The following is a 13,370-nucleotide window of genomic DNA, read 5'->3' as shown; positions in this document are numbered from 1 at the left end:
CGCCCGGGCACGGCGTTCCGGTGCCGGTCCCGTGCGGCCCGTCCCGAGGTCCGGGTCAGTCCGTGAGGGTGCCGTCACCCGCGTCGTACGTTCCCGACGCTACCGCGAGCAGCCGGGACGCCTTCAGCTCGGTCTCCCGCCACTCCCCCTCGGGGTCGGACCCCCAGGTGATGCCGGCCCCGGTGCCGAAGCGCAGGACGCCGTCGGCGCGGTCGATCCAGAACGTACGGATGCCCACGGCCAGCTCGCCGGTGCCGCGGTCGGCGTCGACCCAGCCGACTCCTCCGCAGTAGGGGCCGCGCGGCGCGGTCTCCAGGGCCTCGATGATCCGCAGGGCGCTGGACTTGGGAGCGCCGGTGACGGAGCCGGGCGGGAAGGCCGCGGCCAGGAGTCCGGGCCAGCCGACGTCCTCGCGCAGTTCGCCGCTGACGGTGGAGACGAGGTGCACGAGCCCCGGATGCTTCTCGACGACGCACAGATCGGGCACGGCCACGGTCCCGGTGGCACAGACCTGGCCGATGTCGTTGCGGACGAGGTCCACGATCATCACGTTCTCGGCGTAGTCCTTGTCGAGGAGGTCCGCCTCGGTGCGGCCGGTGCCCTTGATCGGCCCCGACTCGACGGAACGGCCCTCGCGGCGCACGAAGAGTTCCGGGGAGGCGGTGGCTATCTCGACGCCGTGGTCCGGCAGCCGAATCGTTCCGGCGTACGGCGCCGGGTTGCCGCGGGCCAGCAGGGCGGTCAACGCGTCGACGTCGGCGTCGGCCGGGACGGGCGCGGAGAGGACACGGCAGAGGTTCGCCTGGTAGACCTCACCGCGCGCGATGTGCTCGCGGATGCGCCGGACCCCCGCCGTGTACGCGGCGCGGTCGAGGGACGACGTCCAGTCGCCGGCCGCCGGTCCGTGCCACCGTCCGGGAACCGGCGCGGGCACCGGCTCCTGCCGTACGTCCCGGAAGCGGGCGCAGGTCAGACGCCCTTCGAAGTCCGCCGAGACGGCCCAGAAGCCGGACGAGTCCAGGGCCGCGGGGTCGCTGGTGACATCGAGGAGACCGGTGGCGACGAGGCCGCCGAAACGGGCGAGAGGAGGGAGGTCGAGCACGCAGACGAGTCTAGGGCGGGTGTCGTTCGAGTGCCCTGACCGTGTCCTCGGGGGGACAGACCGCAGCACGCTGCACAAACGCGTTTTTGTGCTGGCCCGGGAATCCGCTAGAGTTCAACACGTCGCCGGGACGCGCAAGCGGAACGGAAACGACACGCGGACGTAGCTCAGTTGGTAGAGCGCAACCTTGCCAAGGTTGAGGTCGCCAGTTCGAACCTGGTCGTCCGCTCGCAGGAAAGTGGGGGATCTTCCCGAACCCGCACTTCTGGTGGAGTGGCCGAGAGGCGAGGCAACGGCCTGCAAAGCCGTCTACACGGGTTCAAATCCCGTCTCCACCTCCAAGGACGATTAGCTCAGCGGGAGAGCGCTTCCCTGACACGGAAGAGGTCACTGGTTCAATCCCAGTATCGTCCACTGGTCCGCAAGGACTCGGTCCGCAAGGATCCCCGCGCGATTAGCTCAGCGGGAGAGCGCTTCCCTGACACGGAAGAGGTCACTGGTTCAATCCCAGTATCGCGCACGCAGTATCAGCAGCAACCGTGGCTTCGGCCACGTGACCTGCGCGATTAGCTCAGCGGGAGAGCGCTTCCCTGACACGGAAGAGGTCACTGGTTCAATCCCAGTATCGCGCACCAGCAAAGCCCCCGGTCGCCTCGCGACCGGGGGCTTCGTCGTTCCCTGGACGCGCACCGGACGAAGGGGCTCCCTCCCGGCGGGAGGGAGCCCCTTCGGGGGTTCAGGACGAGAAGAGCATGTGCCCGAAGCTCTTGTGGCCGTGGTGGCCGCCATGGCCTCCGCCGTGCCCGCCGTAGTGACCGCCGTGGCCGCCACCGTGACCGCCGTGCTGCGGGGCACCCCACGCGGGGGCCGGGGCCGACGGGTACGCCTGCGGCGGCGGCGCGGGCTGGGACCACTGCGCCTCCACGCGGGTCAGCGCCTCCAGCTCGCCGTAGTCGAGAAAGATCCCTCGGCAGCCGCTGCACTGCTCGATCTGGACACCGTTGCGGTTGTACGTGTGCATCGGCGCATGGCATTTCGGACACTGCATGCTCGGCTCAACTCCTCGCCGGTCGGTACTGCTTCCGCCAGGACAGACACCGCCCGGCTTCGGTCGGTTGCACCCTACGTCGCGCAACCTCGGGTCAACTCGGGCGGTACGGAACTCATTCGGTCACAGGCGTCGACGACGGCCCGCTGCACCTCGTCCAACGGCACTCCCGCGGCGGCCGACTTGGCGATCGCCAGGGCCGCGGTCTGCACGGTGAGGGCGCGGGCCGCGACGTCCAGGGCGGGCCAGGGATCGCCGTCGGCGGGAACGGCCGGGCCGCCCGCGTCGCGGTACGCGGTCAGGAAGCGGAGCCACGCGTCGGGCGGCAGCAGTCCGCAGGCGTACCAGGCGGCGGGACGGGCCAGGTCCCAGGTCGGATCGCCGACGCCCAGGTCGTCGACGTCGATGAGGAGCCAGGGGCCGTCCGGCGCGGGGTGACGCACGAGCTGGCCGAGGTGCAGGTCGCCGTGGCACAGGGTCGTGGTGTCCGGCATCGGGGCCTCGGCCCGTGCCCAGTCCGGCAGGGTGGCCCAGGCCCGCAGGACGGGGGCGGCGGCCGGGTGCGGGCCGGCCACGCGCAGCCGGGCCAGGGCGCGGGCGGCCTTGGCGGGTCCCCGCATGGGCGGCAGCCCGTCCGGCACGGGAGCCCGGTGCAGTCGGGCCAGCAGGGTCGCGGCCTCCTCCCAGGGAGCCGCCTCGGGAGCGTCGGGGTCCACGGGAGCGCCGTACGGCCAGAGCGTCACCCGGCGGCCGAGGAGGCCGGCGGGAGCCGGGTCCGACGGCGGCAGGAGGATGCCGGGGAGCCGCGCGGCCGCGGCGAGGCGCAGGACGAGCTCGTGGGGTTCGGTGTCCGGGGCGTGGGCCTTGGCGACGACCTCGCCGTGGCGGACCACGGTGCCGTCGTCGCGGTCCGCGAGGAGCGTGTCCTCGGCGCCGCAGGAACAGGTGGCGCGGGGGCCGGCTCCGCGGGGGCCGGGTACGGCCGCGGGTGCGGCGGCCGGATGCGCCGCGGCACGTGCCGCGGCGCCGAGCGCGGTCGGCAGGCTGCGCACGGTCACGGATCCCCCTGGACTGGACGACGGTCCTGTACGGCGTCCACCGCCGCCGGCGTCGGCCGGCCAGGACACCTCCGGGTGAGGGTACGCAGCCGGAGCCCACCCAGAACACCCGGCACCGCCCCGAACCGGCACCTCGGTCACCCGGCACCCGGCGGCACCGCAACGCCCAAGCCCCTCCGTCACCCCGGCCGCGCCGGCACCGCGATACCCAGGCTCCCGACACCGGACTCCGCAACGCCCCGGCACCTCCGTCACCCCGGCGCCCCGCTGTCCCTCCCCGCGCCCCGCCCCACCCCGGGGCAAAAAGAGATGCCCGCGCAGCTCCCCAGCTGCGCGGGCATCTTCCTGCCGTCCGCCGCACCCCCGTCCCCACGGGGTTTCCTGGCCGGATGTCCCCGCCCGGACCGCTCTTCCGGGCCTGGGGCGCCGCTCAGCGCCCCAGCATCACGCCCACGGACGACGCCTGTGTGACCACCGCGTCCCAGCCGCCGAAGGCGACCACGAGCAGGGCCGCCAGGGGAAGGACCATCGCTGTCGCCACCAAGGGGTGGCGACGACCCGGGCGGGTGCCGAACGCGGCGGTGTACGCCTTGCGTCCCTGCGTGCGGAGATCTGTCCGCGGTGCCGTGTGGGCCATGGTCCCTCTCCTGACCGAGATTCTGTTGTACCTGGCAGCGGCGGGTGGCTGACCTCGGGGGACGAGTGCTGCACCCGCCGCTTGACCTCAAATCTAGGCGCGTGACGCCGTCGGGTCGTCATGCCCTCGTACCGATTGCCGGGCCTCCCGGAGTATGAGCAGTGACCTGCTGAGTACTACCGTGGGTGGAGGCGCGGAGCCCCGTCTCAGGGTCTTCCCGGAGGGGACGCCCGATCTGCCCCTACTGTTCCGAGCTGTCCTCCCGGGGAACCGGCTGCTCGACGAGTGCCAGCACCCGAGTCGCCATGAAGCGGGCGGTCCGTACCACTGTTCCGTTTCGAGTGACTTCGCTCACTTCCACCACACCTCGGCGCACCGCCGTCTCCACCCGGCGGCCCGCCCTGCTCGCCACCACCTCGTACGTACGCGTCGTGTCCCCCGCGTCCACGACTATCTCCACGCGGTCACCCCTCACGGGCTCAATCCCCCTTCAGCGATGGATCGTTGGGATCACAGGCGGGCCAAAGAGCTGTTGCGCGCACGCTCTCTGACCACCTCTCAAGTTTCCCACCCGGCACTGACAATCGATCGGGACGAGAGGGCGCGGCCTCTGCGCGCACCCGGCCGCGGAAACGTAAGCTGGGGCTCGTCAAACGGACCGGGCAGCGGGGATGGACATGGCGATGATGCGCCTGAGGCGCGAGGACCCGCGTGTCGTCGGCTCGTTCAGGCTTCACCGACGGCTCGGCGCGGGGGGTATGGGTGTTGTCTACCTGGGCTCCGACCGGCGGGGCCAGCGGGTCGCGCTGAAGGTGATCCGGCCTGATCTGGCGGAGGATCAGGAGTTCCGTTCCCGGTTCGCCCGGGAGGTCTCGGCGGCACGGCGGATCAGGGGCGGCTGCACGGCACGGCTCGTCGCCGCCGACCTGGAGGCGGACCGTCCGTGGTTCGCCACGCAGTACGTGCCCGGGCCGTCCCTGCACGACAAGGTCGCCGAGGAGGGGCCGCTGTCGGCCGCCGACGTGGCCGCGGTGGGCGCCGCCCTCTCGGAGGGGCTCGTCGCGGTGCACGAGGCCGGGGTGGTCCATCGTGACCTCAAGCCGTCCAACATCCTGCTGTCCCCGAAGGGGCCGCGGATCATCGACTTCGGCATCGCCTGGGCGACGGGGGCGAGCACGCTCACCCATGTCGGCACGGCGGTCGGCTCCCCGGGCTTCCTGGCTCCGGAGCAGGTGCGCGGCGTCGCCGTCACCCCGGCCACCGACGTGTTCGCGCTCGGTGCCACGCTCGCGTACGCGGCGACCCAGGACTCGCCCTTCGGCCAGGGCAGCTCCGAGGTGATGCTCTACCGCGTGGTCCACGAGGAACCGCATCTGCACGGCGTCCCCGACGCCCTCGCGCCCCTGGTCCGCGCCTGTCTGGCGAAGGATCCCGAGGAGCGGCCGAGCACCCTCCAACTGTCCCTGCGGCTCAAGGAGATCGCCGCCCGCGAGGCCCAGGGCATGGTGGACGCGCGGCCGCCCGCACCGCGCTCGGACCCGGACCGGCCCACGGGCCGGCTGGCCGAGCAGTACGCCGAGCAGCGCACCCAGCGGCGGCCTGGGGCCACTCCCCCGCCGCGCACCGGCGGGACGAACGGCGGATCGCGGTCGGGGTCCCGTCCGTCACCCGCGCGCAACACCGGTCGCACCGGGAACAGGCCCGCCCCGCGCAGCGGCACCGGAAGGACCGGCTCGCGGACCACGGGCACCGGCAGGCGGCCCGCCAACCCGCGGCTGCTGCGCCAGCGGCTCTTCGTGTTCGTGGTCGTGACGCTGCTGGTCGCGCTCGGGATCGCGGCGGCGCAGGGATGCCAGGGGCCGTCCCGCGGACTCGACGACACCCCGCGCAGGACGGTCCACCAGGAACAGTCGGCGTCCGGGGCGCTCCCCTAGGGCACGATCTCGGTCCGGTCCGTCAGCTCGTGGGGCGGCCCGTCGCCACCGCGTAGAAGGCGACCGCGGCCGCAGCGCCGACGTTCAGGGAGTCGACGCCGTGGGCCATCGGGATGCGGACCCATTCGTCGGCGGCCATCAGGGCCCGGGTGGAGAGCCCGTCGCCCTCCGCGCCGAGCATCAGCGCGACCCGGTCCATCGTGTGCGGGGCGGCCTCGTCGAGGGATCGCGCCTTCTCGTCCGGGGTGAGGGCGAGCAGGCTGAACCCGGCGTCGCGCACCGACTCAAGGCCCTTGGGCCAGGTCTCCAGACGGGCGTACGGGACCGAGAAGACAGCGCCCATCGACACCTTGACCGAGCGGCGGTAGAGCGGGTCGGCGCAGTCGGGCGAGAGAAGGACCGCGTCCATGCCCAGAGCGGCGGCGGAGCGGAAGATGGCGCCGATGTTGGTGTGGTCGTTGACCGACTCCATGACGACGACCCGGCGCGCGGTCCGCAGCAGTTCCTCGGCCGTCGGCAGCGGCTTGCGCTGCATCGAGGCGAGCGCTCCCCGGTGGACGTGATAGCCGGTGACCTGCTCGGCGAGCTCCGGGGTGACCGCGTAGACGGGTGCCGGGAGTTCGTCGATGACGTCGCGCATGACGTCGACCCACTTAGCGGACAGCAGCATCGAACGCATCTCGTAGCCGGCGTCCTTGGCCCGTCTGATGACCTTCTCGCCCTCGGCGATGAACAGGCCCTCGGCGGGTTCGCGCTTGCGGCGCAGTTCCACGTCGGTCAGGCCCGTGTAGTCGCGCAGACGCGGGTCGTCGGGGTTGTCGACGGTGATGAGATCGGCCACAGGGTGATACTGCCTTGTCCTGGGTGCGGTGCCAACGGCTGGGAACGGGTTGGGTTACCCGTGGTTACTCGGGAAGTGCGGCGCCGACGCCGACGACCTCGCCGATGACGATGACGGCGGGCGGCCGGACGTCCTCTGCGCGGACGGTCTCGGCGACGGTGGCCAGGGTGGCGTCGACGCGGCGCTGTGCGGCGGTCGTGCCCTCCTGGACGAGGGCGACGGGGGTGTCGGCGGGCTTGCCGTGCGCCACGAGCGTGTCGGCGATCCTGCCGATCTTGTCGACGCCCATGAGGACGACGAGGGTGCCGCGCAGCTTGGCGAGCGCGGCCCAGTCGACGAGCGAGCGCTCGTCGTCGGGGGCGACATGACCGCTGACCACGGTGAACTCGTGGGCGACGCCCCGGTGGGTGACCGGGATCCCCGCGGCACCCGGCACCGAGATCGAGCTGGAGATGCCGGGGACGACCGTGCAGGCGATGCCGGCCTCGGCGAGCGCCTGGGCCTCCTCCATGCCACGCCCGAAGACGAACGGGTCGCCGCCCTTGAGCCGGACGACGGACTTGCCCTGCTTCGCGTGCTCGATGAGCGCGTTGTTGATGGCCTCCTGGGCCATGAACCGGCCGTACGGGATCTTCGCCGCGTCGATCACCTCGACGTGCGGCGGGAGTTCGGCGAGCAGGTCGCGGGGTCCGAGGCGGTCGGCGATGACCACGTCGGCCTCGGCCAGCAGCCGGCGGCCCCGGACCGTGATCAGGTCGGGGTCGCCGGGGCCGCCGCCGACCAGGGCGACGCCGGGGGTACGGGTGCGGTGGTGCGGGGCGACGAGTGTGCCGTCGCGCAGGCCCTCGACCACGGCGTCGCGGATGGCGGCGGTGTGACGGGGGTCGCGGCCCTTGGCGTTCGTGGTGAGGACGGCGACGGTCACGCCCTCGCTGTGGCCGGTGGCCGGGGTCCAGGCGGTCGCCGCGTCGGCGTCGTCGGAGCGGACGCACCAGACGCGCAGGCGCTCCGCCTCGGCCGATGCCTCGGCACTGGCGGCCGGGTCGCTGGTGGCGATGAGCGCGTACCAGGCGTCGGCCAGGTCGCCCTCCTCGTACGGGCGCCGCGTCCAGGTGATCTCGCCCGCGTCGGCCATCGCCTCGACGGAGGGCGTCGCCCGCGGGGAGACCAGGTGGACGTCCGCGCCCGCCGCGATGAGCGCGGGGAGCCGGCGCTGGGCCACCTGGCCACCGCCGAGGACGACGACGCGACGGCCGGCGAGGCGGAGGCCCACCGGATATGCGGGGTGTTCGGCCATGGCGGTGCGGCTCCTCGTACGGGCAGGCGGTGCGGTGGGCGCTGCGGCTCTGGAGCGGCCCTGACGTGGGGTTCTTCGGTGGGAGTCCAGACTACGGCGAAGCTGGGGCGGGCAGGTGTTCCCACCTGCCCGCCCCACCCCACCGGTGCCGGGGGCCTACTTCTCGGTCACCCCGGCCGAGTCGAACGTGGCGACCTCGTGCATGGCCCGTGCCGCGCTCTGCACGATGGGCAGGGCCAGGAGGGCGCCGGTGCCTTCGCCGAGGCGCAGGTCGAGGTCGATCAGCGGGCGCAGGCCCAGCTTGTTCAGAGCGGCCACGTGACCGGGCTCGGCGCTGCGGTGGCCCGCGATGCAGGCGGCGAGGACCTCGGGCGCGATGGCGCGGGCCACCAGCGCGGCGGCTCCCGCGCTGACGCCGTCCAGGATCACCGGTGTCCGCAGGGACGCGCCGCCGAGGAGCAGACCGACCATGGCGGCGTGTTCCAGGCCGCCGATCGCCGCGAGGACGCCGATCGGGTCGGCCGGGTCCGGCTGGTGGAACTCGATGGCACGACGGACGACCTCGGTCTTGCGGGCCAGGGTCTCGTCGTTGATACCGGTGCCGCGGCCCGTGACCTCGGCGGGGTCGGCGCCGGTGAAGACCGAGATCAGGGCGGCCGACGCGGTCGTGTTGGCGATGCCCATCTCGCCGGTCAGCAGCGCCTTGTTGCCCGCGGCCACCAGGTCGCGGGCGGTCTCGATGCCGACCTCCAGCGCCGCGACGACCTCTTCCCTGGTCATGGCGGGACCGGTGGTCATGTCCGCGGTGCCCGCGCGGACCTTGCGCGGCAGCAGGCCCGGGGTGGCGGGCAGGTCGGAGGCGACACCCACGTCGACGACGCAGACCTCGGCGCCCACCTGGTTGGCGAACGCGTTGCAGACCGCGCCGCCGCCGAGGAAGTTGGCGACCATCTGGCCGGTGACCTCCTGCGGCCACGGCGTGACGCCCTGGGCGTGGACACCGTGGTCACCGGCGAAGATCGCGACGGCGGCGGGCTCCGGGATCGGCGGCGGGCACATCCGGGACAGGCCCGACAGCTGCGCGGAGATGATCTCCAGCATGCCGAGGGCGCCCGCGGGCTTGGTCATCCGCTTCTGGCGCTCCCACGCCTCGCCCAGCGCCTTGGCGTCCAGGGGGCGGATGTTGGAGACCGTCTCGGCGAGCAGGTCGTGCGGTTCCTCGCCGGGCAGCGCGCGGCGGCCGTACGTCTCCTCGTGCACGACCCAGGACAGCGGGCGGCGCTTGGACCAGCCGGCCTGCATCAGCTCGGGCTCCTCCGGGAACTCGTCCACGTACCCGACGCACAGGTAGGCGACGACCTCCAGGTGGTCGGGCAGGCCCAGGGCGCGGACCATCTCCCGCTCGTCGAAGAAGCTGACCCAGCCGACGCCGAGACCCTCGGCGCGGGCGGCGAGCCAGAAGTTCTCCACGGCGAGCGCGGCTGAGTACGGGGCCATCTGCGGCTGCGTGTGCCGGCCGAGGGTGTGGCGTCCGCCGCGGGTCGGGTCGGCGGTGACGACGACGTTCACCGGGGTGTCGAGGATGGCCTCGATCTTCATTTCCTTGAACTGCTTGGCCCGGCCCTTGGGAAGCGACTGGGCGTAGGCCTCGCGCTGGCGCTGGGCCAGTTCGTGCATGGCGCGCCGGGTCTCGGCGGAGCGGATGACGACGAAGTCCCAGGGCTGGGAGTGGCCCACGGAAGGAGCGGTGTGCGCGGCCTCCAGGACGCGCAGCAGCACGTCGTGCGGGATCGGGTCGCCGCGGAAGCCGTTGCGGATGTCGCGGCGCTCGCGGATCACGCGCAGCACGGCCTCGCGTTCGGCGTCGTTGTAGCCGGGGGCCGCCGGGCCCGCGGACTCGCGTACGTCTTCCGCCACGGCCGTGCTCTCTTCCTGGTCGGCGACCTGGGTGTGCAGGTCCTCCGCTTGCTGTGCGGCCACGGGTTCCGGCTCCGCGCCGAACGGCTCCGGCAGCGGCTCGGCCTCGGCCTCCCGGGGTGCGGGCACCGAAGCCTGCACGGCCGGCTCGGCCTCCGCGACGGGGTGCTCCTCGGCCGGCAGGGGTGCCACGGCCGCCGGTTCCCAGACCGGGGGCTGTTCCTCGACGGGCGCCGGAATCAGGGTCATGCCGTGCGGCGGGGTCGGGGCCGGGTGCGGCGCCGTGGGCACGGTGCCGTCCAGGGGCAGGAATCCACCGAGGCTCCGGTCGGCCTGGGGCACGTCGGGCGCGTCCGGGAAACCGGGGGCACCCACCGCGTCCGGGGCGGCTTCGGGGTACTGCTCGCCGTCAGCCGGGTGAGCGGCCTCGGCCTGCGCGGCCACGGCCACCGGAACGGCCTGCGGGACCTCGGCGAAGCCGACGCCGGCCGGGGTGGCGCCGGTGTGGGCGAAGGCCGCGTCCTCGGCGAGGACCGCGTCCTCGGGCAGGGCGGCGGCGACGGGCTGGTCGGTGACGGACTGGTCGGTGACGGGCTGGTCGGTGAACCGCGGGGCCAGGATCTCGTCGGTGACGACGTCCTGTCCGTCCTGTGCGGCTTCCGCCGAGCGCGCGGAGAGGGCCGACAGCGCGGAGTCCGGGGTCTCGTAGGCGTACGGGAGCGGAGCGGCGGACTGCGCGGCATCGGGCAGGGACGCCTCGTCCGCGACGAGGACCGCCGGTTCCGGCAGATGGAGGGCGGGCTCGGCGAACCCGGGCTCCTGGACCACGGGCGCGGCCTGACCGGCTCCGTCGGTGTCCTGGGCGACGGGCGCCGGGGGGGCCTGCGCGGGGGCGTGGTCCTCGGCAGCGGTGAGCGGCTGCGCGGGGACGGCGTCCTCGGCGATCGGCGCGGGTCCGGCCTCGGGCGCCCCGGCCTCGGCGGGGGCCTGCACCGCGATGCCGGCGGGGTCCGGCACGTCCAGGGCGTCCGGGACGTCCTGGAACTGCGGGCCGTCGGGAGCGGGCGGGGCGGCCGGGCCGTCCGTGGCGGGCGCGGTTTCGAGAGCCGCGCCCTCCGCCTGGTCGTGGAGGTCGAGCGAGATCTCGTCGGCCTGCGGCACCGGGACCTGGGCGGCCTCGGGCGCCGGGGCCGGGTCGTGGACGAAGGGCGCCGCCACGAACCCGGGCGTCTGCCCGGTCTCAACGGCCTGCGGCGCCTCGGGGACCGCCACGGGCTCCGGGCTCACCGCGGACGGCGGCACCGCCCCCGGCACGGGAGTCCCGGCGGCCGGGGTCGCACCGGGCACCGCCGGGGTCGCCAAGGGCGCGGCGCTCTGCGACAGGGCTTCGGCGGCCTGGGGCACGTCCAGGTACTCGGGTCCGACGGTCGGCGGGCCCGCCTGGCGCAGCGGGGTGACCGGGGTGGCCATGGACGTACGGCGGGCTCCCGCGGGTCCGCGGTCGGCCAGCGAGCGCACCGGGCTGGAGGAGACGTCCGGCGTGGGCGGGCCGAGGTGCAGCGGACGGCGCGGCGCCACGGGCTGCGGGACCGGCTGCGCGAGCGGCTGGGGTACGGGCACGGGGCTCGGCGCGCGTACGGCGCCGAGGTCGATCGCGCCCGTGTCGCGTCCGTCGGTCTCGTGCGGGCCGGGTTCGTCGGTGAAGGGCATCGGGGCCGGCGGCGGCACCTCGTTGCCCCAGGCACCCTGGGCACCGGGCGCGCCCGGCAGCAGAAGGAGGTCGTCCTCCTCCACGGGGGCCTCGGAGGTGTCGAGGTAGGTGTACGCGCCCGGCGTGGTGACGCCCGGCTGCTCCACCATGCCTGCGTTCTCCGGCAATCCCTCGCCCGGGACCTGGCCGGTGTCGGTCATGCGTACCCCTTGCCCATCGGTTAGTGCTCCAAAGTCCAGCTCGCCCGGAACGGCGCACCGACCGCCCCACAGTGAAGAACGAGCGTGCGTGCCCAGCGGCACGTACGACCGGCCAACAAAGACGACAAAGCCATTAACTGGCATTGTCCCGGTCATCCCGCCCTCGCGACAGCGTGATCCGCGAGTGCCCGCTGTGGACTGCGCCACGTTGCGCGTCCTCCGGTTCTGCCGTACCACACACGCCTCAAAACGGGCGGGTTTTCCGGACATTGGCCTACGAAAGGCCGACCCTCCGGGAGCGGTACAACGATCGGCCAGCCTACCGCGCGCAGTACGACAACAGGATCACGGGGCGCGATCCGGCAGACGGCCGCTGAGCAGGAACGCGACGCTCCGTTCCTTCTCCGTCCAGGCCCGTGTGTCGAGTTCGACGGACTGAATCAGCGCGCACTCGACGTCGTAGCCGTGCTCGCTCAGATCGCGGCCGATGAGTTCGGCCGCGTCACGGGTCGAGGCGTGCGCCACGATGCGCTGGGGCCGGCGGTCGGCGACCGCGGAGACGACGGCCGCACCCCCGCCCCCGACCCGTACGACATCGGGTTCGGGCAGGTCCTCCAGGACGTGCGGGGCGCTGCCGTGCACGATCTGCATCTGTACGCCGTAGCGGCGGGCCGAGTGCTCGGTGCGGGCGCAGGAACCCGGACTGCGGTCGACCGCGATGACGGCGGCGCCGGTGCGGGCGGCCTCGACGGCGAAGGCACCGCTGGCGGAGCCGATGTCCCAGACGAGGTCGCCGACGCGCGGGCCAAGACGGGCGAGTTGGGCCGCGCGCAGCAGGTCCGACTCGCCCTCGCGGAGCGCGCCGCCGTACGCGCCCGCGGGCAGCGCCCAGCCGCGGGGCCCGGCGGCCGGCTCCCGGCCGGCGATCCAGCCGCCGCCCTCGGCCGCGGCCACGAAGCCGCCGATGACGATCACGACGTTCGGGTCCCGCCAGGTGTGGTCGGCCGCCTTGTCGGAGGTGAGGATCGTGACCTGTTCGCGGACGGTGCCGAGTTCCTCGCAGATGACGAAGGTGCGGTGCACTCCTTCGAGCAGCAGCCCGAGTTCGGCGGGGCCGGCGCCGGGTGAGGTGAGGACGGCGACTTTGGTGTGGGCCCGGCATACATTCACCGCGCGTCGCAGCGTTCGGCTATGTGCGACTACTACTTGTGCGTCGTCCCAGGGCATTCCGGCGCGGGCGAAGGCCGCGGCCACGGCGGAGACGGCGGGCACGACCTCGACCTCCAGGCCGAACTCGGGTGCGCGCAGGGTCCGTACGATGCCGAAGAATCCGGGGTCCCCGTCGGCGAGGACGACGGCGGTGCCCCGGTGGCCGGCGATACGGCGGGCGGCGAGGCCGACACTGCCCAGCCGGACGCGTTCGGCGCCTTCGGGCACTTCGGGGAGTTCGAGATGGTGGGCCGCGCCGGCCACGAGCGTGGCGGCACCGAGGGCGGAGCGCGCCGCGACGGACAGCGGCGAGCCGTCCCAGCCGATCACCGTGACCCGGTCGGCCATCGTCGTCAGTCTCCAGAAAGGTCTTCGCGGGTCTCAGGTGCGGCCCGAGCGGGCTTGGTGAGGGTACC

The 13,370-nt window shown here is 73.6% G+C and carries 10 protein-coding genes and 5 tRNA genes; 6 read left to right on the top strand and 9 right to left on the bottom strand.

Annotation, left to right across the window (positions count from 1 at the left end; translation table 11 throughout):
- Nucleotides 1–55 precede the first annotated feature (55 nt).
- The gene (locus tag ACZ4AA_RS19420; RefSeq protein WP_467603149.1) at nt 56–1,102 is read right to left on the bottom strand and encodes a chorismate-binding protein; all 1,047 of its coding nucleotides are present in this window, start codon (nt 1,100–1,102) and stop codon (nt 56–58) included.
- Nucleotides 1,103–1,258: 156 nt separating this feature from the next.
- On the opposite strand from ACZ4AA_RS19420, the gene ACZ4AA_RS19415 reads away from it, so the two are divergent.
- The 5 genes from ACZ4AA_RS19415 to ACZ4AA_RS19395 all read left to right on the top strand — a co-directional run bounded on the left by ACZ4AA_RS19415 (nt 1,259) and on the right by ACZ4AA_RS19395 (nt 1,737).
- Nucleotides 1,259–1,331, top strand: a tRNA-Gly gene (locus tag ACZ4AA_RS19415).
- Nucleotides 1,332–1,369: 38 nt separating this feature from the next.
- Nucleotides 1,370–1,443: transfer RNA gene (locus ACZ4AA_RS19410), tRNA-Cys, on the top strand.
- Between the two features lies 1 nt (nt 1,444).
- Nucleotides 1,445–1,516, top strand: a tRNA-Val gene (locus ACZ4AA_RS19405).
- 34 nt (nt 1,517–1,550) lie between these two features.
- A tRNA-Val gene (locus ACZ4AA_RS19400) sits at nt 1,551–1,622 on the top strand.
- Nucleotides 1,623–1,662: 40 nt separating this feature from the next.
- Nucleotides 1,663–1,737 (top strand) — tRNA-Val (locus ACZ4AA_RS19395).
- A gap of 101 nt (nt 1,738–1,838) precedes the next feature.
- On the opposite strand, the gene ACZ4AA_RS19390 is transcribed toward ACZ4AA_RS19395, so the two are convergent.
- From ACZ4AA_RS19390 to ACZ4AA_RS19375, 4 genes are all read right to left on the bottom strand, one after another.
- Nucleotides 1,839–2,150 (bottom strand): TFIIB-type zinc ribbon-containing protein, encoded by a 312-nt coding sequence (locus ACZ4AA_RS19390; RefSeq protein WP_467603145.1) that lies wholly within the window; start codon nt 2,148–2,150, stop codon nt 1,839–1,841.
- Nucleotides 2,151–2,224: 74 nt separating this feature from the next.
- Nucleotides 2,225–3,208: an aminoglycoside phosphotransferase family protein gene (locus ACZ4AA_RS19385; protein ID WP_467603141.1), complete on the bottom strand. Its 984-nt coding sequence runs from the start codon at nt 3,206–3,208 to the stop codon at nt 2,225–2,227.
- A gap of 430 nt (nt 3,209–3,638) precedes the next feature.
- Nucleotides 3,639–3,845 (bottom strand): hypothetical protein, encoded by a 207-nt coding sequence (locus ACZ4AA_RS19380; protein WP_467603138.1) that lies wholly within the window; start codon nt 3,843–3,845, stop codon nt 3,639–3,641.
- A gap of 241 nt (nt 3,846–4,086) precedes the next feature.
- Complete coding sequence (locus ACZ4AA_RS19375) at nt 4,087–4,320, bottom strand: hypothetical protein (protein ID WP_326788867.1); 234 nt, start codon at nt 4,318–4,320, stop codon at nt 4,087–4,089.
- Between the two features lie 196 nt (nt 4,321–4,516).
- On the opposite strand from ACZ4AA_RS19375, the gene ACZ4AA_RS19370 reads away from it, so the two are divergent.
- Complete coding sequence (locus tag ACZ4AA_RS19370; protein WP_467603134.1) at nt 4,517–5,779, top strand: serine/threonine-protein kinase; 1,263 nt, start codon at nt 4,517–4,519, stop codon at nt 5,777–5,779.
- Between the two features lie 22 nt (nt 5,780–5,801).
- Here ACZ4AA_RS19370 and ACZ4AA_RS19365 read toward each other — a convergent pair whose 3' ends face one another.
- The 4 genes from ACZ4AA_RS19365 to cbiE all read right to left on the bottom strand — a co-directional run bounded on the left by ACZ4AA_RS19365 (nt 5,802) and on the right by cbiE (nt 13,302).
- On the bottom strand, nt 5,802–6,620 hold the full coding sequence (locus ACZ4AA_RS19365) for a TrmH family RNA methyltransferase (RefSeq protein WP_467603131.1): 819 nt from the start codon (nt 6,618–6,620) through the stop codon (nt 5,802–5,804).
- Nucleotides 6,621–6,684: 64 nt separating this feature from the next.
- Nucleotides 6,685–7,917 (bottom strand): uroporphyrinogen-III C-methyltransferase, encoded by a 1,233-nt coding sequence (gene cobA / locus ACZ4AA_RS19360; protein ID WP_467603128.1) that lies wholly within the window; start codon nt 7,915–7,917, stop codon nt 6,685–6,687.
- A 156-nt stretch (nt 7,918–8,073) separates the two neighbouring features.
- Nucleotides 8,074–11,745 carry a nicotinate-nucleotide--dimethylbenzimidazole phosphoribosyltransferase gene (cobT, locus tag ACZ4AA_RS19355; RefSeq protein WP_467603124.1) on the bottom strand — a complete coding sequence of 1,224 codons (3,672 nt, stop codon included), beginning with the start codon at nt 11,743–11,745 and terminating at the stop codon, nt 8,074–8,076.
- 345 nt (nt 11,746–12,090) lie between these two features.
- Nucleotides 12,091–13,302 carry a precorrin-6y C5,15-methyltransferase (decarboxylating) subunit CbiE gene (cbiE, locus tag ACZ4AA_RS19350; RefSeq protein WP_467603122.1) on the bottom strand — a complete coding sequence of 404 codons (1,212 nt, stop codon included), beginning with the start codon at nt 13,300–13,302 and terminating at the stop codon, nt 12,091–12,093.
- Between the last annotated feature and the right edge of the window lie 68 nt (nt 13,303–13,370).

This window comes from Streptomyces sp. NPDC024698, from assembly GCF_055559015.1.
This window is presented reverse-complemented; position numbering and strand designations above follow the sequence as displayed.

Excerpts from the sequence above, each read along its gene's own strand:
- ACZ4AA_RS19370 (WP_467603134.1), top strand. The coding sequence starts at position 4,517 with ATGGACATGGCGATGATGCGCCTGAGGCGCGAGGACCCGCGTGTCGTC.
- cobT (WP_467603124.1), bottom strand. The coding sequence starts at position 11,745 with ATGACCGACACCGGCCAGGTCCCGGGCGAGGGATTGCCGGAGAACGCA.
- cbiE (WP_467603122.1), bottom strand. The coding sequence starts at position 13,302 with ATGGCCGACCGGGTCACGGTGATCGGCTGGGACGGCTCGCCGCTGTCC.
- ACZ4AA_RS19390 (WP_467603145.1), bottom strand. The coding sequence starts at position 2,150 with ATGCAGTGTCCGAAATGCCATGCGCCGATGCACACGTACAACCGCAAC.
- ACZ4AA_RS19380 (WP_467603138.1), bottom strand. The coding sequence starts at position 3,845 with ATGGCCCACACGGCACCGCGGACAGATCTCCGCACGCAGGGACGCAAG.
- cobA (WP_467603128.1), bottom strand. The coding sequence starts at position 7,917 with ATGGCCGAACACCCCGCATATCCGGTGGGCCTCCGCCTCGCCGGCCGT.